Below are 20,322 nucleotides of genomic sequence, written 5' to 3'. Positions count from 1 at the left end.
GCCCCGCATTAAGATTATTTCGTTTCGAAACCGTTTGACGTGGCATGGTTTCAGGGAAGGACACCCTCCGCGTCCGGCGGGTGCCTGTCCCTGGAGGCGGAATGCCGGATCCCCAAACGACGCGCCGTCAGGTTCTGGCCACGACGGCCGCCGCCGCCGCCCTCGCGGAACAGATCCAGCCGGCCCAGGCCGCGATCCTCCAGGGCGAGCAGCCCTTCTCGCCCCTGGATCACTCGCCGCCTGAACTGCCGGAGGGCCAGGGCTGGCTCTTCTTCACCCCCGAGGAGGCCCGCGCCGTCGAGGCGGCGGTGGAGCGCCTCATCCCCGCCGACGATCTGAGTCCCTCGGGCAAGGAGGCCGGTTGCGCCGTCTTCATCGACCGCCAGCTCGCCGGCACCCATGGCACCTCGGCCAAGCTCTACACCCAGGGCCCCTTCCAGGAGGGCACGCCCCAGCAGGGCGACCAATCCGCGCTCGTGCCGCAGCAGCGCTACCGGCGCGGCCTCGCGGCGCTCGACGCCTTCTGCCGCCAGCAACACCAGCGCCCCTTCGCCGAGCTGCCGCCCGAGACGCGCGACAGCATTCTCACCGAACTGGAGGGTGGGAAAATCACCCTGCCCGGCTTCGAGGCGAAGATGCTCTTCGAGGCGCTGCTCCAGAACACGATGGAGGGCTTCTTCGCGGACCCCATCTATGGCGGCAATCGCGACATGGTGTCGTGGAAGATGCTCGGCTTCCCCGGCGCGCGCTACGACTACCGCGACTATGTGGAACGCCATAACGAGCGGCTCGACCTCCCGCCCTTGTCCATCGCCGGACGCCCCGAATGGCGGCGGAGGAGCTGAGCATGGCCACGAAGCTTCCCCGCAAGGACGTCGTCGTCATCGGCCTGGGATGGGCCGGCGCGATCATCGCCCATGAGCTGACCGAGGAGGGCCTGGACGTCGTCGGCATCGAGCGCGGCCCCTGGCGCGACACGGCACGCGACTTCAACATCGCTTCCGCCGCCGACGAGCTGCGCTACAATCAGCGCCAGGAGCTGATGCTGCAGACGGCGCAGAACGCCATCACCGTCCGCAACAACCCCTCCGAAACGGCGCTGCCCATGCGCGCCTGGGGCTCCTTCCATCCGGGCAACGGCACGGGCGGGGCGGGCAACCATTGGGCCGGCATCAACTTCCGCTTCGGCCCGAGTGATTTCCGCCTGAAGAGCCACCTGCTGGAAAAATACGGGGCGGCCGCCATGCCGGCCGAGCTCACTTTGCAGGACTGGGGCACCGACTGGGACGAGATGGAGCCGCATTACGCAACCTTCGAGCGACTGGCCGGCATCTCCGGCAAGGCCGGCAATCTGGGCGGGGCGATCCAGGAGGGCGGCAATCCCTTCGAGGGGCCGCGCTCCAGCGAATATCCGACGGGCCCGACCAAGCAGCCCTATGCGCCGACGCTCTTCGCCAAGGCCGCGCGGGAGATGGGCTACAAGCCCTTCCCCGTCCCCTCGGGGCTGCTGTCGGAGGCCTATACCAACCCGCTCGGCGTCACGATGGGGCCCTGCACCTTCTGCGGCTTCTGCACCAATTACGGCTGCGCCAACTACTCCAAGGCCAGCGCCATCACGACGGTGCTGCCCGTGCTCATCCGCAAGCCCAACTTCACCGCGCGCACCAATTCGGAAGTGCTGCGCGTGACGCTCGACCCCGCGGGCCGGCGCGCGACCGGCGTCGTCTTCGTCGACACCTCCGGGCGCGAATGGGAGCAGCCGGCCGATCTCGTGGTCGTCACGGCCTTCACTTTCGAGAATGTGCGGCTGATGCTGATGTCGGGCATCGGCCAGCCCTATGATCCCGCCACGGGCGAGGGCACCACCGGGCGCAATTATTGCTACCAGACGGCCAACAGCGTGCAGATGTTCTTCGACGACAAGAACTTCAATCCCTTCATCGGCGGCGGCGCGATCGGCATGGGGATCGACGAGTTCAACAACGACAATTTCGACCATTCCGGCCTCGGCTTCTTCGGCGGCGGCAGCAGCCGCGTGACGCCGATCGGCGCGGCCCCCATCGGCAGCCGGCCGACCCCGCCGGGAACGCCGCGCTGGGGCTCGGAATGGAAGCGGCAGACGGTGAAGTCCTATGCCAGCAACATGTCCATCGGCTGCGAGGCCTCGAGCTACGCCATCCGCACCAACTACCTCTCGCTGGACCCGACCTATCAGGACCGGCTGGGCCGCCCGCTGCTGCGCGTCACCTTCGATTTTCCGGAGAACGACCTGCGCATGGCGCGCTGGTGCACCGCCAAGGTCGCGGAGATCGCCCGCGCCATGGGGCCGCGCCAGATCGTCGAGCGGCCGATGACGGGGAACTGGAACTCCGTGCCCTACCAGTCGTCGCATGTGGTGGGCGGCTTCGTCATGGGCGCGGATCCCAAGACGAGCGCGGTGAACAAATACCTCCAGAGCTGGGACGTGCCGAACCTCTTTGTGGTGGGCGCCTCGGCCTTCCCGCAGAACCCTGGCTACAACCCGACCGGCACGGTGGGGGCTCTCGCCTATAAGGCGGCGGCGGCGATCCGGGGCCCCTATCTGAAGGCCCCCGGCGCGCTGGTGCCGGCGTGAGGCGCGCGGCCGCCCTGGCGGGGATCGGGCTGCTGGCCCTGGCCGGCGTGGTGGCCCATGCGCGCGGCGATGCCTCCTTCGAGCAGGTGGAGCGCGGGCGCTATCTGGCCGTGCTGGGCGATTGCGCGGCCTGCCACACCGCGCCCGGCGGCCAGCCCTTCGCCGGCGGCGTGCCGATCGAGACGCCCTTCGGCCGCCTGGTCGGCGCGAACATCACGCCCGACCCCGACACGGGCATCGGCAATTGGACGCTGGCGGATTTCCAGGGCGCGATGTCGCGCGGCGTGGCCCGCGGCGGCGCGCATCTCTACGGGGCCATGCCCTACACCGCCTATACGCGCGTGACGGCGGCCGACAACGCGGCCATCTGGGCCTATCTGCAATCGCTGGAGCCCGTGCGCGTCGAGGTGGAGACAAACCTCCTGCCCTTCCCCTTCAGCATCCGCCTCAGCCTGCTCGGCTGGAACATGCTGAACTTCACGCCGGGCGAATACGTGCCCGACCCGCAGCAGAGCGAGGAGTGGAATCGCGGCGCCTATATCGTGCAGGGGCTCGGCCATTGCGGCACCTGCCACACGCCCAAGAGCCTCACGGGCGGCGACGTGAACAGCCGCTTCGTGATGGGCGGCGTCGTGGATGGCTGGCTGGCCCCCGACATCACCGGCCATCCGCACAGCGGCATCGGCGCCTGGTCCGTGGAGGAGATCGCGGAATACCTGCGCACCGGCGCCAACCGCTACGACATCGCGAGCGGACCCATGGCCGATGTGGTGCGCCACTCCTCGCAGCACTGGACGGAGGCCGATCTGCGGGCCACGGCGGTCTATCTGCGCAGCCTCGGCGGCCAGAGCGCGGCGCGGACGCCGGCTGCGGCCAACACGCCGGAGATGACGCGCGGCGCGGCCATTTATGCGGACCGCTGCTCGGGCTGCCATGTGGGCAATGGCCAGGGCATCGCGCGGCTCTTCCCGCGGCTGGCCGAGGCGCCGCTGGTCGTCCATGACGATCCGACCTCGCTGATCCGCGTGGTGCTGGCGGGTAGCCGGGCGGGAACCACCGATGCGCGGCCAACCGGACCGGCCATGCCCTCCTTCGCGTGGAACCTTTCCGACGACGAGGTGGCGGCGGTGCTCACCTATGTCCGCAACAGCTGGGGCAATGCGGCGCCGGTGGTGGCGGAGAGCCAGGTGCGCGATATGCGGCGGGCTTTGGAGCGCCGGTGATTTAGCTGGTTGCGAGGTGACCTTTGGACGGCGTCCGTGATTGGTTCATCCCCGCAACTGCGGGGAACACAGAGAGGCGATTGTCGCGAGCGTCGGCCCTTTCGGTACATCCCCGCGCCTGCGGGGAACACGATGCTGGTGGCGACGGCTACTACGCCCTCGGCGGTTCATCCCCGCGCCTGCGGGGAACACGGGACGGTGGGACACCATGGGACACCATATTTCGGTTCATCCCCGCGCCTGCGGGGAACACATTCGCCCTGGCTTTCTTGGCACGCCCCAAGGCGGTTCATCCCCGCGCCTGCGGGGAACACTTGTCGGGCCAGCAGAACGTCGGATAGGTCCACGGTTCATCCCCGCGCCTGCGGGGAACACCCGCTGGTCGATGCCACGGAGCGGACGGTTGCCGGTTCATCCCCGCGCCTGCGGGGAACACCCGCCAATCGTCCGGCACCTGATTGTCGAAGACGGTTCATCCCCGCGCCTGCGGGGAACACCCCCGCATTGGCGTGGACGCGTCACTGAGGCTCGGTTCATCCCCGCGCCTGCGGGGAACACCTGTCGTGTCTGGTGCCCAGGAGCAGCAGACCCGGTTCATCCCCGCGCCTGCGGGGAACACTACTTCGCCTTCTTCTTCTCGGCGGTCGCCACCGGTTCATCCCCGCGCCTGCGGGGAACACCACCGCGTGAGGCATTGGGGCGGCTCGCCGAACGGTTCATCCCCGCGCCTGCGGGGAACACGACCAGCAGCTCGTGCTCGCCGCCCCTAGCACCGGTTCATCCCCGCGCCTGCGGGGAACACCGTCAGCTTGCCAATGAGAACGGCTGGCAAATCGGTTCATCCCCGCGCCTGCGGGGAACACTCTTCCCAGAGCCTATTGAAAAGGCGCGCAGATTCGGATGTCAAAGATTCCACCAACTTTTTGACGCCCGATGGAGCCACAATTCCTACCACGCCATGAACGCCCTCAAGAGCAAAAAACCGCCCCTCCACCCCGCGGTCAAACCGCCGTGACATGCACCCCCGGCCGCCGCCCGCCATTCCATTCTCCCAGCGCCCGCTCGACCTGCGCTGCCAGTTGCAGCAGCAGCCCGTCCTGGCCGAGACCGCCGATGGCCTGGATGCCAAAGGGCAGGCCGTTCGCCTGCTCGCCCATGGGCAGCGAGATCCCCGGAATCCCCGCCAGATTGCACAGCGGCGTATAGGCGAAGATGCCCCAGAGGTTGGCGAACCAGTCCTGCACCGAGGGGTTGTCGGCGATGGTGAGGTATTCCGTCGTCCCGACCGCCGGCGTCGGCTTCGCGGTGATCGGCGTCAGGATCACGTCCCATTCCTCGAACCAGGCGCCGAACTGGCGCGAGGCGAGGTTGAAGCCCGCCTGCATCGCCGTCCGCTCGGAATAGGTTGCGCCGATCCCTGCCTCCCAGATGCGGATGTTCATCCGCTCCACCAGTTCGGGCGGCGGGCTCTCCAGCCCCTTGGCGCGCAGCAGGGCGGCGATGGTCTGGGCGAAATTGGTGATGTAGCAGGCCGTCTGCGCCGCGAAGGCCGCGCGGAAATCGACCTCGGGCACGACCCATTCCACGTGATGGCCGAGGCCCTCCAGCAGCCGCCCGGCCTTCTCCAGTTCGGCCACGAGCGCGGGCTCCGCGCGGTAGTCGCCCCATTCATGCGAGAGCGCGATGCGCAGCCGGCCCGGATCGCGCCGGATGAGCGAGGTATAGGGCTCGGGCGCGGTCCAATAGGGCATGAACTCGCCCGGCGCGCCGCCCCGGCAGGCATCCACGAAGGCGGCGGTGTCGCGCACGCTGCGCGTGTGGCAGCCCTGGATGGAAACGACGCTGGCGAGGTCCGAGCCATAGGGCGCGATGGAGAAGACCCCGCGCGAGGGCTTCAGCCCGATATTGCCGTTCCACCCCGCCGGGATGCGGATGGAGCCGCCGCCATCGGTCGCATGCGAGATGGGCGTGACGCCGGCCGCCACCAGCGCCCCCGTCCCCGCCGAGGAGCCGCCCGTGGTGAAGCCCGTGTTCCACGGATTGCGCGTGACATAGACCTCGGGATTCTCCGCCGAGGAGCAGGTGCCGAATTCCGGCGTCGTGCTGCGGCCGATGATGTTGAGCCCCGCCTTGCGGATGCGCCCGGCCAGGAAGCTGTCGGCGGCCGCGCGGTTCCCGCGCATGAGCTTCGAGCCCATCTCCTGCAGACGGCCCTTCAGCGTGGGGCCGAGGTCCTTCATGAAATAGGGCACGCCCGCGAAGGGCCCCGCGATCTCCGTGCCATTGGCCACCGGATCGGCGACCGCATCCCCAAAGACCTCGACCACGGCGCTGACGGCGGGGTTGATCTTCGCGACACCGGCCGCGGCCTGGGCCGCCAGCTCGGCCGGGGTGACCTCGCCCTTGCGGACGAGGCCGGCCAGGGCCGTCGCGTCATGGCCGGCCCATTCGTCCCAACTCATCGCCAAGGTCATGTCGGTCCACCCGTCCTGGAAGCGGGCAGCCTAGGACGCGGCGATGCGTCGGGACAGCCGGTCAGGCCGAGGTCGCCTGCGGCAGGCGGGCGATGACCTTGATCTCGAAGTCGAAGCCCGAAAGCCAGGTCACGCCCACGGCGGTCCAGTTGGGATAGGGCGCCTCGCCGATCTCGCGGAAGCGGACCTCTTTGACGATGCCGAACTGCGTGGCGGGATCGGTGTGGAAGGTGGTCACGTCCACCACGTCGCCGAAGCTGGCGCCGGCCGCCGCCAGGACCTTGCGGAGATTGGCGAAGGCCAGCTCCACCTGCTTCTCGAAATCGGGCTCGGGCGAACCGTCCTCGCGGCTGCCGACCTGGCCGGAGACGAAGAGGAGATCGCCCGAGCGGATCGCCGCCGAGTATCTGTTGATGTCGTAGAGGGCCTGCCGGCCGGCGGGAAAGATCGCGTCGCGCTTGGTCATGGGAGTTCCTTGTGAGGGGACCAGGGCAACTTGATATACGCCCCGTATGCGAGCATATTTAGGACATACGTCGCGTATGTCAATTCACATACGTCGCGTATGCGGAAATAGGAAGTTTGTCGTGGCCATGGGTCGTCGGGCGCTGATGATGGAGGAAACGCGGGCCAGGCTCATCCGCACGGCGCGCAAGGCCTTCGCGGAAAAGGGCTTCGCGGCCGCCTCGATGGACGAGCTGACGGCAGAGGCCGGCCTCACGCGCGGCGCGCTCTATCACAATTTCGGCGACAAGAAGGGCCTGCTGCGAGCGGTGATCGAGCAGATCGACGCCGAGATGCTGGCGCGGACGGGACTCGTCCGCGACCGCGCCGCCAGCCGCTGGCAATCCCTGCTTGACGAGGGCGCGGCCTATATCGAGATGGCGCTGGAGCCCGAGATCCAGCGCATCATGCTGCTCGACGGCCCGGCGGTACTGGGCGATCCCTCGCAATGGCCCAACCAGATGGCCTGCCTGCGGACGACCACGCAGGCGTTGCAGGCCCTGATCGACGACGGGACCATCAAGCCGGTGGATGCCGAGGCCGCGGCCCGCCTGCTCAATGGCGCGGCGCTGAACGCCTCGCTCTGGGTCGCCGCCTCGAAGGATCCGGCCGCCGTGCTGGGCAAGGCGGTCGAGGCCTTCCGGTTGCTCGCTGGCGGGCTGCTGAATCAGGCAGCGGCGTAGGCGCGCAGCAGGGTGTCGGTGGCGGCATCCACCTCGGCGACGATGGCCTCCTCCGAGGGGACCGGGATCAGCCCCAGCGCGACCTGGATGTACAGGTCGCCCCGCAGCAGGGCCGTGAATTGCGGCGCCGCCCGGCGCGGGTCGATCTCCGCGCGCAGCCGGCCGCGCCGCTGCTCCTCGGCGATCCACAACCCGATCCAGCGCAGCCCCGCCGCGGGCCCCGCTTCATAGAAGGCGTGGGCCAGATCGGGAAAGCGGCCGCCCTCGGCGAGGACGGTGCGATAGGTGCCGATGGCGGCCGGGCTGATCAGGAAGCGCAGCCAGAAATCCACCTGCCGGCGCATGCATTCGCGTAGCGGGGCGTCGTGGTCGTTGACGATCCGGCTTGCCTCGACCATCGCCACGCAGCGCTCGGCCACCACCGCGCCGAAGAGCGCGTGCTTCCCGGTGAAATAGGCGTAGAGCGTCGCCTTGGAGACCCCGGCCTCGCGGGCGACGGCATCCATCGAGACGGCGGCGAAGCCCTCGCTCGTGAAAAGCCGGCCGGCGGCGTCCAGCACCTGGCGGCGCTTGGGGGAAATCTCGTCGACGTTGTCCATCTGCGCACTCATGGCCCTGTTATGGGCATGGGCCGGCGCGGATTTCAAGACTGAACTGAACGGTTCAGTTTACTCTTGACCAAACCCGCCGCCTCCGCCATATGCGCCCACTGAACTGAACGGTTTAGTCCGATGAATGCCCAGACCCCTCAGTCTCCCGCCGTCACCCAGCAATCCCCGCCCGAGACGGCGGCGCGGAAGCCCTCGCTCTTCCGCCGGCTGCGCCCGCTGATCCTGCTGGTCGTGGTCCTCGGCGCCGCGCTGGGCGGCAATTGGTGGCTGAAGGTCGGCCGCCACATGACCTCCACCGACAACGCCTATGTCCAGGGCGACATCGTCCTGCTCGGCGCCCGCATCGAGGGCGACGTGGCCGCCATCCTGGTCGCCGACAACCAGCAGGTGGAGGCCGACCAGCCCCTCATCCAGCTCGAGGACCGCGACTGGCGCGCCCGGCGCGATTCCGCCGCCGCCACGCTGCGCCAGGCCGAGGCCGGCATCACCACCATCCACGCCCAGATCGAGCAGCAGCGCGCCCAGATCACCTCCACCGAGGCGCAGATCGCCCAGGCCGAGGCCGAGCGCGTGCGCGCCACCGCCGATGCCGGCCGCTACGGCTCGCTCGCCCAGTCGGGCTTCGGCAGCCGCGAGAATGCCGAGCGCACCACCGCCGACCGCCGCAAGGCCGAGGCGAGCGTCGCCGCCGCCCAGGCCGCCACCGCCGCCGCCCGCGCCGCCCTGCCCGTGCTGGAAGGCCAGCTCGCCACCGCCCAGGGCCGCCGCCAGGAGGCCGCCGCTCAGCTCGTCCTGGCCGAGAGCAACCTCGCCTATACCGTGATCCGCGCGCCCTTCGCCGGCCTCGTCGGCAATCGCTCGGCCCAGCTGGGGGCGCATGTGCGGCCGGGGCAGAACCTGATCGCCGTGGCCCCGCCGCCGGAGCGGCAATGGGTGGTGGCGAACTTCAAGGAGACGCAGCTGCGCGGCATGCACCCCGGCCAGCCGGTGACGCTGTCGGTCGATGCCGGCCCCGAGCTGCATGGCCGGGTCGAGAGCCTCGCCCCCGCCACCGGCTCGCTGTTCAGCCTGCTGCCGCCCGAGAACGCCACCGGCAACTTCACCAAGATCGTGCAGCGCGTGCCCGTGCGCATCGCCCTCGATGCCGGACAGGACGCCGCCGTGCTGCGCCCCGGCCTGTCGGTCGAGGCGCGGGTGGACCTGCGCGCCGATCCCTCCGCGCCCAGCGGCGTCTTCGCCGCCGCCGCCGCGACGCTGCGCCTGCGCTGAGCGGCTGATCCGGCAGGCCGCGCGCGATGTCCGCCACCACCCTGGGAGCCCCCGCCGCCCCCGCCATTCCGGCCGTGTCGCGGGAAAAATTCCTCGGCTTCATGGTGATGGTGCTGGGGATGTTCATGGCGATCCTGGACATCCAGATCGTCTCGGCCAGCATCTCCGACATCCAGGCGGGTCTCGCCGCCAGCCCCGACGAGGCCTCCTGGATCCAGACCTCCTACCTGATCGCGGAGATCGTCATGATCCCGCTTTCGGGCTTCCTGTCGCGGCTGCTCTCCACGCGGGTGCTCTTCACCATCTCGGCGGTGGGCTTCACGGTCTTCTCGCTCGCCTGCGCGACGGCGACCTCGCTGCCGCTGATGATCGCCTTCCGCGCCGCCCAGGGCTTCCTCGGCGGCGCGATGATCCCGACCGTCTTCGCCACCGCCTTCACGATCTTCCCGCCCCAGCAGCGCACGCGCGTCTCGGTGCTCATCGGCCTGACGGCGACCATGGCGCCCACCATCGGCCCGACGCTCGGCGGCCTGCTGACCGAGACCTTCTCCTGGCACTGGCTGTTCCTGATCAACGTGCCCTTCGGCATCCTCATCGCGACCGTCGTGTGGTCCACCATGCGCATCGACGAGGGCGACCGCAGCCTGCTCGCGCGCTTCGACTGGTGGGGCCTCGCCTTCATGGCGATCTTCCTCGGCAGCCTCGAATACGTGATGGAGGAGGGCCCGCGCTGGGAATGGCTGCAGGACGAGACCATCGCCCTTTTCGCCTGCGTCGGCGCGGTGGCGGGGACGCTGTTCTTCTGGCGCGCCTTCACGCGCAAGGACCCCATCGTCGACCTCTTCGCCTATTCCGACCGGAACTTCGCGGTCGGCAGCGTGCTGGCCTTCCTGCTCGGCATCGGGCTCTACGGCTCGGTCTATCTGATCCCGCTCTTCCTCGGGCGGGTGCGCGGCTTCAACAGCCTGCAGATCGGCGAGACGATGTTCGTCACGGGCCTGGCCATGTTCGTCGCCGCGCCCATCGTGGGCCAGATGGCCCAGCGCATGGACATCCGCGTCGTGCTGGCGATGGGCCTGGCCATCATGAGCTATGCGCTGTGGATCACCGCGGACCTCACCGTCCTCTCCGGCTTCTGGGAGATGTACTTCGCGCTCGGCCTGCGCGGCGTGGGCACGATGATGGTGATGGTGCCGGTGAACCAGATCGCGCTCGGCACCCTGCCGCCGGCGCGGCTGAAGAACGCCTCGGGCCTCTACAACCTGATGCGCAATCTCGGCGGCGCGGTGGGCCTCGCTTTGATCAACACGATCGTGACCGATCGCGGCGCGGCGCACCGGCTGCACATGGCCGAGCAGGTGAGCTCGGGCCGGGTCGTCGCGACGCAATGGCTGGAGAACCTGACCACCGCGCTGACGCCCCGTCTGGGCGAGGCGCAGGCGCAGGTGGCGGCGCTGCGGCGGCTGTCGCAGATGGTCGAGCAGCAGGCGCTGGTGCTCGCCTATAACGACGTGCTGCTGGTGATGTGCGGGCTCTTCGCGGCCGCGCTGCCGCTCGTTCTGCTGCTGCGCAAGCCCAAGGCAGGGGGCGGGGGCGGCGGGCATTGACGGCGCCGGCCGGCCGCCACCGGAGCGGCCTCAGCGAAGGGCCGGGCCGGAGAAGCGCGTGTAGAGCGGCATGACCTTCTTGTTGTTCAGTTTGTAGCCCATGTTGTGGGCGCAGAAGATCTCCGCCACGACCTCCTTGGGATTGGTCGCGGCATAGGGGCTGATCTCGCTATGGGCGAGCATCGTATCGGCCGCGCCCACCAGCCCGGCGCCGGCGGCGGTGGACCAGAAATAATCCGTGCTCAGCATGTCGTGCAGGACATGCCGATTTCATGCACGACGACCGTCGTGGTGTAGGTGCCCTTCTTCTTCCGATCGAGCTTATGGGCAATGCCCAGGGCGCCCTGCACCTGCCCGCCGTCGTAGACGGCATTGATGCCGAGAAAGATGCTGACCTCGAGCGTGCCGGCCTTGTTGCGGGCATAAGCCTCGGTGGGCGCCCGCAGGAACCCCTGCGCCTCGTTCGAGAGGAGAAAGGTGATCTGCTTCGGCAGGGGGTATCCCTTGTCCGCGAGCTTCGCGACGCCGGCATCGATCGCGGCGAGCTTCACCGCCGCATTGGGGTCGCTGAAGTTGTAGATCTTGCAGCCGACCCCGCGGATGTTCCGGGCGGTGCTCTGGCCCGGTTTCGACTGGATCAGCGTCATGGCGCCGACCCGGCGCGTGTCCATGGAATCCAGAATTTCCTGCGTCGGCATCGGCGCTTCCCTTCCCTCGGCCTTTCGGGAGACGTGGAACCCGGGCCAGCGCAAGGAATATGCATTGAAGTATAGATCTTTGCATTCAAATTTACGACGCGCCTCGCCTGGAATCCGGCAAGACGAAATTCCCCATTCGCACCACACGTTTCGATTTAGTTATAATTTGGCGATGGACCGTAGCGCTTGGTCACACAGCTTGAAGGGACTGGGGCTTGATCGATCCGCGCCCCTGGCTCACGAAAGCGCCATGAACGACCAGACCCGTCCCATCGCTCTCTTCGACATGCAGGCCCAGCAGGCGCTGATCCGCCCCGAGCTGGATCGCCGCATCGCGCATGTCCTCTCCTCCGGCCGCTTCATCAACGGCCCCGAGGTCGCCGAGCTGGAGCAGCGCCTCGCCGCCTTCGCCGGCTGCGCCCATGCCGTCGGCGTCTCCTCGGGCACGGATGCGCTGCAGATCGCCATGATGGCCGAGGGCATCGGCCGCGGCGACGCGGTCTTCCTCCCCGCCTTCACCTACACCGCCACCGCCGAGGTGCCGCTGGTGCTGGGCGCGACGCCCATCTTCGTGGACGTGGATCCCGACACCTTCAACATCGACCTCGCCGACCTCGAACGCCGCATCGAGCTGGTGATCAAGGAAGGCAAGCTGAAGCCCCGCGCCATCGTGGGCGTGGATCTCTTCGGCCTGCCGGCCGACTGGCCCGCGCTCAACGCCATCGCGAAGAAGCACGGCATGATCACGGTGGACGACGCGGCCCAGTCCTTCGGCGCGACGCTCCACGGCAAGGCGCTCGGCTGCCACGCGGATGTGACGACGCTCAGCTTCTACCCGACCAAGACTCTCGGCTGCTACGGCGATGGCGGCGCGATGCTGACCCAGAGCGCCGAGCGCGCCGAGCTCTATCGCTCGCTGCGCACCCATGGCGAGGGCGGCGGCCGCTACGAGGTGCTGCGCACCGGCATGAACGGCCGGCTCGACACGCTCCAGGCCGCCATCCTGCTCTGCAAGATGGACCTCTTCGAGCAGGAGCTGAAGGACCGCGCCAAGGTCGCCTCCTGGTACGCCGCCCGGCTCACCGGCAAGGTCGCGCTCCAGCGCACCTCCAACGAGGCGCAGAGCGCCTGGGGCCTCTACACCATCCGCCTCGCGGACGGCGGGGAGCGCGGCCGCGTGCAGGCCTCGCTCAAGTCGGACGGGATTCCCTTCGGCGTCTACTACCCCAAGCCGCTGCACCATCAGCCGGCCTATCAGGGCGCGCATGCGGCGGGGCTCTCGGCGGCCCCGGCGCTGACCGTCAGCGAGGCGCTGTGCCACCAGGTGATGTCGCTGCCCATGCACCCCTATCTCACCGAGGACGAGGTGGACCGCGTCTGCGCGGCCGTACTCCGGGCCGTTTAGCCGCACCGCAACTAAGGATTGCTTTGACGGCGCAATGAGCGGTTCCATGGGCTCTCCCCCGTGGAGTTCCGCCGCATGCGCCGTCGCTCTCTCCTCGCGGCCTCGGCCGTCGCCCCCAGCCTGTGGTCCGCCGGACCGGCCCCGCGCCCAGTCCGAGCCGGTGGATGTGCTCCTGGTCCTCGCCGTGGATGTCAGCCGCTCCGTGGACGAGGACGAGGCCCGCCTGCAGCGCGAGGGCTATCGCAGCGCGGTGAGCGACCCGCGCGTGGTGGAGGTGATCCGCCGCGGGATGATCGGGGCGGTGGGCCTCGCCTATGTCGAATGGGCGGGCTTCGAGTACCAGCGCCTCGTCCTTCCCTGGACCCGCATCGGCAGCATGGCCGAGGCGGACGCCTGGTCCTCCGCGCTGTCCGAGGCGCCGCGCAACTCGCTCTCCTGGACCTCGATTTCCGGCGCCATCGACTTCTCGCGCCGGGTGATGGCCGAGGCGCCCTTCGAGGGCACGCGCCGCGTCATCGACGTCTCGGGCGACGGGGTGAACAATTCCGGCCGTCCCGCCGATGCCGCACGCGACGAGGCGGTGGCCGAGGGCATGGTCATCAACGGCCTGCCCATCGTGAACGACCGGCCGACCTTCGGGCGCATGCCCGCCATCCCGCTCGACCAGTATTACCAGGAGAACGTGATCGGCGGGGACGGCGCCTTCCTGATCGTGGCCGAGGATTTCGAGGCCTTCGGCACCGCCGTCCGCCGCAAGCTCATCCGCGAGATCGCCTGAGGGGCCGCATTGACGCTCGGGGCGTCAGCGCGGACAAGTTTCGCATGTATCCCGCCCGACTGAATCCCCGCTCGTGAGCGAAAGGCTGCAAGCGGCCACCGTGCGCTGGGCCTATCGCTTCCTGCTGGGCCGCGATCCCGAGAGCGATGCCGTGCTCGACGCCTGGTGCGGCTCGGGCCGCGTCGAGGGCCTGATGGACGGCATCCTGACCAGCCCGGAGCTCGCCGCGCTCGCCCTCGCGGGCTTCCCCGAGCGCGGATCCTGGATCGAGGGCCCGGTCACGGAGGAGGCCGTCGGCGTGGTGCTGACCCTGCGCGACGGCGCCGCGCCCGGCCCCGCCGCCGTGGCGGAACTGCGCCAGCGCGCGCCCAGCCTGCGCGTCCTGCGCCGCGTGCTGCTGACCCACCCCGCGATCGACGCCCGCCTGCCCCGGCATGAGGGCCTGCGCCGCCGCGCGCTCCCTCTGCCCGGCGGCGAGATGACCCTGGCGGGCGACAGCCGCGATCCGGAATTCCTGGCCGCCCCCGGCCTCGCCCCCCGCTGGGCCGCGCTGCTGCGCGCCGCCTGGCCGGAGGGCGGCGAGGGGCGCGTGATGGTCGAGGACGGCGCGGGGATCGGCGTCGCCACGCTGGGCCTGGCCGCCGGCGCGCCGGCCCATGCGCGGCTGATCGCCCATGAGGCCGAGCTGCGCCGGGCGGCCCTGCTGGCGGAGAACCTCGGGGCCAATGGCCTCGCGCACGCCGCCTCGCGCGCCGTGCCGCTCGGCGATCTGCCGGAGCTGATGGCGCGAGAGGGCCTCGCCCGGCTCGACCTGCTGCGCCTCGGCGGTCCCGGCGCGGCGCGGCGGGCGGTGGAGATGGCGCCCTGGCTGCGGGAGCGCGGAACCCTCGTGCTCGTCAGCTTCGACCTGGCGGAGCTGGTGGCCGATCCGGCCGGGCCGCGCGCGCGCCTGGCCGCCTGCCGGGAGGCCTTCCCCCATCTCGTCGGCTTCGACGCGGCGCACGACCCCCAGCCCCTGCCCGACGAGGACGGCCTCGAGGCCGCGCTGCGCCGCGTGCTGCTGCGCCCCGACCGGCGGGACGAGTTCCTGCTCTGCCCCGATCTGGACTGGCTGGCGCGCTACGACCTCGGCTGAGGCCGGCGAACCCTGGCCTTCCACGCCGAAGGGCGCGATAGAGGCGGTGGATTTTCGGAAGGAATAAGTGGCGTGGCCGAGAAGAGAACGATCCTGGGCGCGGTGCAGGCGACGGCGGCATTGATGGGCCGCATGGCGGTGGACCAGCCCATGATCGACGCCGCCACCCAGGCCGCCGGCCTGTGCGTCGCCGCGCTGCGGGCCGGCCGCAAGGTCATGATCTGCGGCAATGGCGGCAGCGCCGCCGACGCCCAGCATTGGGCCGGCGAGCTCGTCAGCCGCTTCTATTACGACCGCCCCGGCCTGGCCGCGATCGCGCTCACCACCGACAGCTCGATCATGACCGCCATCGGCAACGACTACGGCTATGAGCGCGTCTTCTCGCGCCAGGTCGAGGCGCTGGGCGTGGCCGGCGACGTGCTCTTCGGCCTCACCACCTCCGGCCGCTCGCCCAATGTCCTGGCCGCGATGGTCGCGGCGAAGGCGCGCGGGATCACCTGCGTGGGCTTCACCGGCAACGGCCCGGGCGCGGCCGTGCTGGCGGAGCATTGCGACGTGACGGTGATGGTCCCCTCCCCCTCCACGCCCTCCATCCAGGAGGGCCACGAGGTGCTCGGCCATGCCATCTGCGCGATGATCGAGGAAGCGATCTTCCCCAAGGACGCCTGATGATGCCCACGGAAGCCCCCAGGGAAGCCATCGTCCTCGCGGGCGGATTCGGCACCCGGCTGCGCGCCGTGGTGAGCGACGTGCCCAAGCCGCTGGCCCCCGTCGCGGGGCGGCCCTTCCTCGCCTGGCTGCTGGACGCGCTGGAGCGCGGCGGGCTGAAGCGGGTGGTGCTGGCCACGGGCTATCTGGGCGAGATGGTCGAGGCGGCCATCGGCGCGCGGCATGGCGCGATGCAGATCGCCTATGTGCGCGAGGAACAGCCGCTGGGCACCGGCGGCTCGCTCTGGGCGGCCATGGCCGCGACCACGGGCGAGCGCGTCTTCGCGCTGAACGGCGACACCTGGCAGAGCGCGGATTACGCGGCCATGGCGCAGGCCGCGCCGGAAGCCGATCTGGTCTTCGCGGTGCGCCCCGTCGAGGACCGGGCGCGCTACGGCAGCGTCGTGCTGGAGGAGGGTCGCCCTCGTCGGCCTGCGCGAGAAGGGCGAGCACGGGCCGGGGCTGGTGAATTCCGGCATCTATCTGATCGCGCGCGGGCTGCTGGCCAAGCGGCCCGTCACGGGCGCCTTCTCCTTCGAGAAGGAGATCCTGGAGCGGCCGGAGGGCCTGGATGTCCGCGGCTTCGAGGTGGATGGCCGCTTCATCGACATCGGCACGCCCGAGGATTTTTCCCGCGCACAGACCGCGCTGCCGGAATGGTCAAAATAGAGGGCCCGGCCGCAACTGCGGCCGGCGCCGCCCCACTCGCCCTTCCGATCAGCGCATCAGTGCCGCGGCGAAGCCAAGGCGGCGGAGCCGCCGCCCGGCGTTTGAGGGCACGAAAAAACTAGCGATCGACCTCTTCGATCGCGAGCCCGAAGGCGCCCACGCCCTCGGAAAGCAGGTCGCCCAGGCCTTCGAGGCCGGCCAGATAGGTGCTGGCATCGCCCTTCACATTACGTTCGGCGGCGAGCTTCAGCGCCTCCGCCCACTCCTCGGCCTCGTAATCGCCGCGGCCGACCCAGGCGAGCGCGATGAGCGCCACCTGCTGCTCCTCGTTCAGCTCGTCGATATAGTCGGTGAGCATCTCCTCGGAGATCTCGTCCTCCTCATCGTCTTCCTCGGGCTCGTCCTCGTCGTCATCGCCCATGGCGGCCTCCTCGGCCTCCTGGACGGCATTGGCGAGGTCCACGACCGTGGCTACGACCTCCAGGCTGATGCCGAGATCGACCTCTTCGCCGTCATCTTCCGGTTCCGCCATAACTTCGCCTTTCCTCGTCTCGGCACGGGCCCCACGGCACCTCGCGCAAACGCGGAATGCCGGGGGTCGTTGCGCGTCGCAAGACGCCCGTCGCCAAATTTCCGCAGCCGGCCGGCGCGCCGAGTTTGATCCCGGAGCGCGGGCCTCCGCAAGCCTGGATCAGACGTCCCAGGCGGGGGCGAAGGCGGGGTTCACGAAGCGCCTGTCCTTCGGCAGGGCGGCGATCGCCTCGAGGTTGGTCTCGCTCAGCTTCAACTTCGCCGCCGCCAGGTTCTCCGCCTGCCGCTCGACGCCGCGCGCCTTGGGAATCGCCGAGACCAGGTTCTTCGAGAGCAGCCAGGCCAGGGCCACCTGCCCGGTCGTGACGCCATGCTCCTCGGCGATCTCGCGCATCACCGGGTGGTCCAGCACCTCGCCCTTGCCCAGCGGCGTGTAGCTGGTCAGCACGATGCCGCCGGGCTGGGTGACGTCGAGCAGGGTCTGCTGGTCGAGCATCACATGCTGCTCCACCTGGTTGCAGGCGATGGGCGCGATGCCCAGCGCCAGCGCCTGCTTCAGCAAAGCGGAGGGGAAGTTCGCCACGCCGACCGCATGCGCCAGCCGCTCCTCGCGGATCTTCGCCAGGGCCTCCAGCACCGAGGGCAGGTCCAGTTCGGGCGAGGGCCAGTGGATCAGCAGAAGGTTCACATAGGGCTGCCTGAGGCGCGCCAGGCAGTCTTCAAAGGCGGCGCGGAACGCCGGGCCCTTCGGCTTGTCCCACCAGACCTTGGTCGTCAGGAAGATCTCGCCGCGCGGGACGGAGGTGGCGGCCAGCGCCGCGCCCGACCGCTTCCTCATTGCCGTACATCTCGGCCGTGTCGATGTGGCGGTAGCCCATGTCGAGGGCGGTGCCGACCGCCTCCTCGCAATCGGCGCCCTTCATCGGCCAGGTGCCGAGGCCGAGCGCCGGCATGGCCAGGTATTTCGTCGTGAGGATCGGAACGCTCATCCGGGGCTGCTCTCCAAGGTCTGGAGGGAGAGCAAGCCGAACCGGACGAGACGTCAACTCCCCGCGTCTACTTCGCGGAGAGGTCCAGAAGCCCGCAGAAGCCCTTCTCGGTGCCGAAGGCCAGCAGCGTGCCGTTGGCGTTCCAGGCGAGCGCCGAGATGCCGCCCTCGCCCGGGGGCGCGACGGGGACGATACGGCCGCTATTGATGTCCGAGAGCAGGATCAGCCCGTCCTCGAAGCCGGCCGCCACCATCTCGTGCTGCGGGTGGCAGGCCACGCGGGTGCACATCACGCCATCGCCGCCGGCGAGCTCGGTGGGCGCCTTGCCCATCGGGCCACCGCCGAAGAAGGGCCAGAGCACGACGGATTCCGCCCCGCTCGTCGCCAGCCACTTTCCCTTCGCGGTGAAGGAGAGGCTGTGCGTCTTGGACGGATAGCCCGACATGCGCATGTGCTGCCCATCGGCCAGGCGCCAGCCATGCAGCGCCATCTCCTGCATCGCGGTCACCACATGCGTGCCGTCCGGATGGATGGCGATGGCGGCGTGGCTGCCCTTCCAGTCGAGCACGCGCGGCTTGTCCTCCTTCGCGCCGACGAACCAGAGCGAGGCGCCGTTGTAATGGCTCGCCGCGACGCGCTTTCCCTTGGCGTCGAAGGCGATGCCGCCGACCGTGGAAGGATGCGCGAGCGACTTCGTCACCTCGCCCTTGGCGTCGATGACATGCACCGCCTTGCCGACGCCGGCCGCGCGGATGCCGCTCTCGTGGGAGGCGACATGCTCGATCCACTTGCTGCCGAACTTCTGCAGCTCGGTCACGGTGCCGTCGGGGGCGATGCGCATCACGCGGCCATCATCGCCGCCGGTCAGCGCGCCGTCCTTGCCATCGGCGCAGAGCGAGAGCACCGCGCCCTTATGCGCCTCGACGCTCGTCCAGTCCCCGGCCCTGTCGGCGAGGTTCACCACATGCACGGTGCCGTCGCCCAGGCCGAAGCTCAGCGAACGGCCCTCGCGCCCGAAGGCCGCGCCGATGACCCAGGCGCCGAGCTGGCGGGTCGTGCCGCGTTCGGCCAGGAGGTAGTCGATCTCCGTATCCGACATCAGACCTGGCAGCCCTCGAAGCCGCGGCGAAGCTGCGGGCGATTCAGGTTGCGGCCGATGAAGACGATCTTGGACTTGCGCGGATCGCCCTCCTTCCAGGGGCCGATATAGTCGCCATCGGCGATCATATGCACAGCCTGGAAGGCGAAGCGGCGGTCCTCGGCGGGATAGGCCAGGATGCCCTTGGTGCGCAGCAGGTCCTGCCCCTTGGCGGCCAGCAGGTCGGTCATCCAGGTGTTGAACTTCTCGGGGTCGATGGGGTTCGAGACCTCGAAGGAGACCGAATTGATCTCGCTGTCGTGCTCGTGCTCGTTCTCGCCCGAGAGGAAGTCGGGCTCGTGGGCCAGGATGCGCTCGAGGTTGAAGGCGTCGCGGCCGATGACGCTGGAGATCGGCGCGTCGGAATTGGTGCTGCGGATCAGCTCGACGGTCGGGTTGATGGCGCGGATGCGGCGCTCGACCTCGACGGCCTCCTCCTCGGTCACCAGGTCCATCTTGTTGAGCAGGATGAGGTCGGCGAAGGCGATCTGCTCCTCGGCTTCCTTGGTGTCGTCCAGGCGGGCCAGCAGGTGCTTGCCGTCCACCACGGTGACGATGGCGTCGAGCTTGGTGGCCCGCTTCACGTCCTCGTCGACGAAGAAGGTCTGGGCCACGGGGGCAGGGTCAGCCAGGCCGGTGGTCTCGACGATGATGCCGTCGAACTTATCGCGACGCTTCATGAGGCTCGAGAGAATGCGGATCAGGTCTCCGCGCACGGTGCAGCAGATGCAGCCGTTGTTCATCTCGAAGACTTCCTCGTCGGCATCGACGACGAGGTCGTTATCCACGCCGAGCTCGCCGAACTCGTTGATCACGACGGCGAATTTCTTGCCGTGGTTCTCGGTGAGGATGCGGTTGAGCAGCGTGGTCTTGCCCGCGCCGAGATAGCCGGTGAGGACGGTGACGGGGACAGGCGCGGCGGTTTCGCTCATCGCGGGGAACTCCGGGGAATTAATGCTTCGGCCGCAATATGGTGCAGGGCGGCGAAAGGACAAAGTGCCGACCGGACAGGGCTGCGGGCGGCGCATGGCGCGTCGGTCAACGATGTGGCGCGCCGGGGGTTGAAGGGGCTCAACCCAGAGGAGGCCGCCATGACCACCGCAAAGCCCAATCCCGGCAGCTCGCGCAAGGGCGGGATCGACACCCGCAGCACCGACGCCAACGGCAAGCAGGCCGACGAGGTGAAGTCCCATGCGGAGAAGGCGGCCGAAAAGCCCGCCCAAAAATCGAATCGCGCCGGCGAGACGGCCGGCACGATGAAGGATCAGACCGGCCGCTGAGGCGGC

At 69.3% G+C, this 20,322-nt stretch carries 22 protein-coding genes and 1 CRISPR repeat array; of the genes, 12 read left to right on the top strand and 10 right to left on the bottom strand.

Going from position 1 to position 20,322, the window contains the following annotated elements; genetic code table 11:
• Window positions 1-101 precede the first annotated feature (101 nt).
• The 3 genes from ACO057_RS09725 to ACO057_RS09715 are packed head-to-tail and all read left to right on the top strand — an operon-like array spanning window position 102 to window position 3,837.
• Window positions 102-845 carry a gluconate 2-dehydrogenase subunit 3 family protein gene (locus ACO057_RS09725; RefSeq protein WP_421991072.1) on the top strand — a complete coding sequence of 248 codons (744 nt, stop codon included), beginning with the start codon at window positions 102-104 and terminating at the stop codon, window positions 843-845.
• 2 nt (window positions 846-847) lie between these two features.
• A complete protein-coding gene (locus tag ACO057_RS09720) occupies window positions 848-2,614 on the top strand; it encodes a GMC family oxidoreductase (RefSeq protein ID WP_421991070.1) in 1,767 nt (588 codons plus the stop codon).
• On the top strand, window positions 2,611-3,837 hold the full coding sequence (locus tag ACO057_RS09715; protein ID WP_421991068.1) for a c-type cytochrome: 1,227 nt from the start codon (window positions 2,611-2,613) through the stop codon (window positions 3,835-3,837). The genes ACO057_RS09720 and ACO057_RS09715 overlap by 4 nt, the downstream gene beginning before the upstream one ends.
• A gap of 41 nt (window positions 3,838-3,878) precedes the next feature.
• Window positions 3,879-4,700: a CRISPR direct-repeat array (repeat unit 29 nt; unit sequence CGGTTCATCCCCGCGCCTGCGGGGAACAC).
• Window positions 4,701-4,838: 138 nt separating this feature from the next.
• Here the strand turns inward: ACO057_RS09715 and ACO057_RS09710 are convergent.
• Together ACO057_RS09710 and ACO057_RS09705 are read right to left on the bottom strand one after the other, a co-directional pair.
• Complete coding sequence (locus ACO057_RS09710) at window positions 4,839-6,299, bottom strand: amidase (protein WP_421991066.1); 1,461 nt, start codon at window positions 6,297-6,299, stop codon at window positions 4,839-4,841.
• A 73-nt stretch (window positions 6,300-6,372) separates the two neighbouring features.
• The gene (locus ACO057_RS09705) at window positions 6,373-6,777 is read right to left on the bottom strand and encodes a RidA family protein (protein WP_421991064.1); all 405 of its coding nucleotides are present in this window, start codon (window positions 6,775-6,777) and stop codon (window positions 6,373-6,375) included.
• A 127-nt stretch (window positions 6,778-6,904) separates the two neighbouring features.
• Here ACO057_RS09705 and ACO057_RS09700 point away from each other — a divergent pair, with 127 nt between their 5' ends.
• The gene (locus tag ACO057_RS09700) at window positions 6,905-7,498 is read left to right on the top strand and encodes a TetR/AcrR family transcriptional regulator (RefSeq protein WP_421991172.1); all 594 of its coding nucleotides are present in this window, start codon (window positions 6,905-6,907) and stop codon (window positions 7,496-7,498) included.
• On the opposite strand, the gene ACO057_RS09695 is transcribed toward ACO057_RS09700, so the two are convergent.
• Window positions 7,483-8,097: a TetR/AcrR family transcriptional regulator gene (locus ACO057_RS09695; protein ID WP_421991062.1), complete on the bottom strand. Its 615-nt coding sequence runs from the start codon at window positions 8,095-8,097 to the stop codon at window positions 7,483-7,485. The two genes, ACO057_RS09700 and ACO057_RS09695, sit on opposite strands and share 16 nt — an antisense overlap.
• 132 nt (window positions 8,098-8,229) lie before the next feature.
• Between ACO057_RS09695 and ACO057_RS09690 the strand changes: the two genes are divergently transcribed.
• Window positions 8,230-9,378: an HlyD family secretion protein gene (locus tag ACO057_RS09690; RefSeq protein WP_421991060.1), complete on the top strand. Its 1,149-nt coding sequence runs from the start codon at window positions 8,230-8,232 to the stop codon at window positions 9,376-9,378.
• 26 nt (window positions 9,379-9,404) lie between these two features.
• Window positions 9,405-10,985 (top strand): DHA2 family efflux MFS transporter permease subunit, encoded by a 1,581-nt coding sequence (locus tag ACO057_RS09685; RefSeq protein WP_421991058.1) that lies wholly within the window; start codon window positions 9,405-9,407, stop codon window positions 10,983-10,985.
• 30 nt (window positions 10,986-11,015) lie between these two features.
• Here ACO057_RS09685 and ACO057_RS09680 read toward each other — a convergent pair whose 3' ends face one another.
• Both ACO057_RS09680 and ACO057_RS09675 read right to left on the bottom strand, forming a co-directional pair.
• Complete coding sequence (locus tag ACO057_RS09680) at window positions 11,016-11,234, bottom strand: hypothetical protein (RefSeq protein WP_421991056.1); 219 nt, start codon at window positions 11,232-11,234, stop codon at window positions 11,016-11,018.
• The gene (locus ACO057_RS09675; protein WP_421991054.1) at window positions 11,228-11,683 is read right to left on the bottom strand and encodes a hypothetical protein; all 456 of its coding nucleotides are present in this window, start codon (window positions 11,681-11,683) and stop codon (window positions 11,228-11,230) included. The genes ACO057_RS09680 and ACO057_RS09675 overlap by 7 nt, the downstream gene beginning before the upstream one ends.
• Window positions 11,684-11,933: 250 nt before the next feature.
• Between ACO057_RS09675 and ACO057_RS09670 the strand changes: the two genes are divergently transcribed.
• The 5 genes from ACO057_RS09670 (at window position 11,934) to ACO057_RS09650 (ending at window position 16,500) form a co-directional block, all read left to right on the top strand.
• Window positions 11,934-13,088 carry a DegT/DnrJ/EryC1/StrS family aminotransferase gene (locus ACO057_RS09670; RefSeq protein ID WP_421991052.1) on the top strand — a complete coding sequence of 385 codons (1,155 nt, stop codon included), beginning with the start codon at window positions 11,934-11,936 and terminating at the stop codon, window positions 13,086-13,088.
• A gap of 160 nt (window positions 13,089-13,248) precedes the next feature.
• Window positions 13,249-13,866: a DUF1194 domain-containing protein gene (locus ACO057_RS09665; RefSeq protein WP_421991050.1), complete on the top strand. Its 618-nt coding sequence runs from the start codon at window positions 13,249-13,251 to the stop codon at window positions 13,864-13,866.
• A 73-nt stretch (window positions 13,867-13,939) separates the two neighbouring features.
• Window positions 13,940-15,001, top strand: coding sequence for a hypothetical protein (locus ACO057_RS09660; RefSeq protein WP_421991048.1), 1,062 nt, complete (start codon window positions 13,940-13,942; stop codon window positions 14,999-15,001).
• A 72-nt stretch (window positions 15,002-15,073) separates the two neighbouring features.
• A complete protein-coding gene (locus ACO057_RS09655; protein ID WP_421991046.1) occupies window positions 15,074-15,670 on the top strand; it encodes a D-sedoheptulose 7-phosphate isomerase in 597 nt (198 codons plus the stop codon).
• Window positions 15,671-15,672: 2 nt separating this feature from the next.
• Window positions 15,673-16,500, top strand: coding sequence for a sugar phosphate nucleotidyltransferase (locus ACO057_RS09650; RefSeq protein WP_421991044.1), 828 nt, complete (start codon window positions 15,673-15,675; stop codon window positions 16,498-16,500).
• On the opposite strand, the gene ACO057_RS09645 is transcribed toward ACO057_RS09650, so the two are convergent.
• From ACO057_RS09645 to ACO057_RS09625, 5 genes are all read right to left on the bottom strand, one after another.
• Window positions 16,497-16,910, bottom strand: a complete 414-nt coding sequence (locus ACO057_RS09645) for a DUF3775 domain-containing protein (RefSeq protein WP_421991042.1) — start codon at window positions 16,908-16,910, stop codon at window positions 16,497-16,499. The two genes, ACO057_RS09650 and ACO057_RS09645, sit on opposite strands and share 4 nt — an antisense overlap.
• A 159-nt stretch (window positions 16,911-17,069) precedes the next feature.
• Window positions 17,070-17,747, bottom strand: a complete 678-nt coding sequence (locus ACO057_RS09640; RefSeq protein ID WP_421991040.1) for an aldo/keto reductase — start codon at window positions 17,745-17,747, stop codon at window positions 17,070-17,072.
• Window positions 17,629-17,898 carry an aldo/keto reductase gene (locus ACO057_RS09635; RefSeq protein WP_421991038.1) on the bottom strand — a complete coding sequence of 90 codons (270 nt, stop codon included), beginning with the start codon at window positions 17,896-17,898 and terminating at the stop codon, window positions 17,629-17,631. Before ACO057_RS09635 ends, ACO057_RS09640 begins: the two co-directional genes overlap by 119 nt.
• A 67-nt stretch (window positions 17,899-17,965) precedes the next feature.
• The gene (locus ACO057_RS09630) at window positions 17,966-18,997 is read right to left on the bottom strand and encodes a WD40 repeat domain-containing protein (protein WP_421991036.1); all 1,032 of its coding nucleotides are present in this window, start codon (window positions 18,995-18,997) and stop codon (window positions 17,966-17,968) included.
• Window positions 18,997-19,968: a CobW family GTP-binding protein gene (locus ACO057_RS09625; protein WP_421991034.1), complete on the bottom strand. Its 972-nt coding sequence runs from the start codon at window positions 19,966-19,968 to the stop codon at window positions 18,997-18,999. Before ACO057_RS09625 ends, ACO057_RS09630 begins: the two co-directional genes overlap by 1 nt.
• A gap of 159 nt (window positions 19,969-20,127) precedes the next feature.
• Here ACO057_RS09625 and ACO057_RS09620 point away from each other — a divergent pair, with 159 nt between their 5' ends.
• Window positions 20,128-20,316 carry a hypothetical protein gene (locus tag ACO057_RS09620; RefSeq protein WP_421991032.1) on the top strand — a complete coding sequence of 63 codons (189 nt, stop codon included), beginning with the start codon at window positions 20,128-20,130 and terminating at the stop codon, window positions 20,314-20,316.
• Window positions 20,317-20,322: the final 6 nt, after the last annotated feature.

Source organism: Roseococcus sp. (genome assembly GCF_965227005.1).
Lineage (GTDB): Bacteria > Pseudomonadota > Alphaproteobacteria > Acetobacterales > Acetobacteraceae > Roseococcus.
This window is presented reverse-complemented; position numbering and strand designations above follow the sequence as displayed.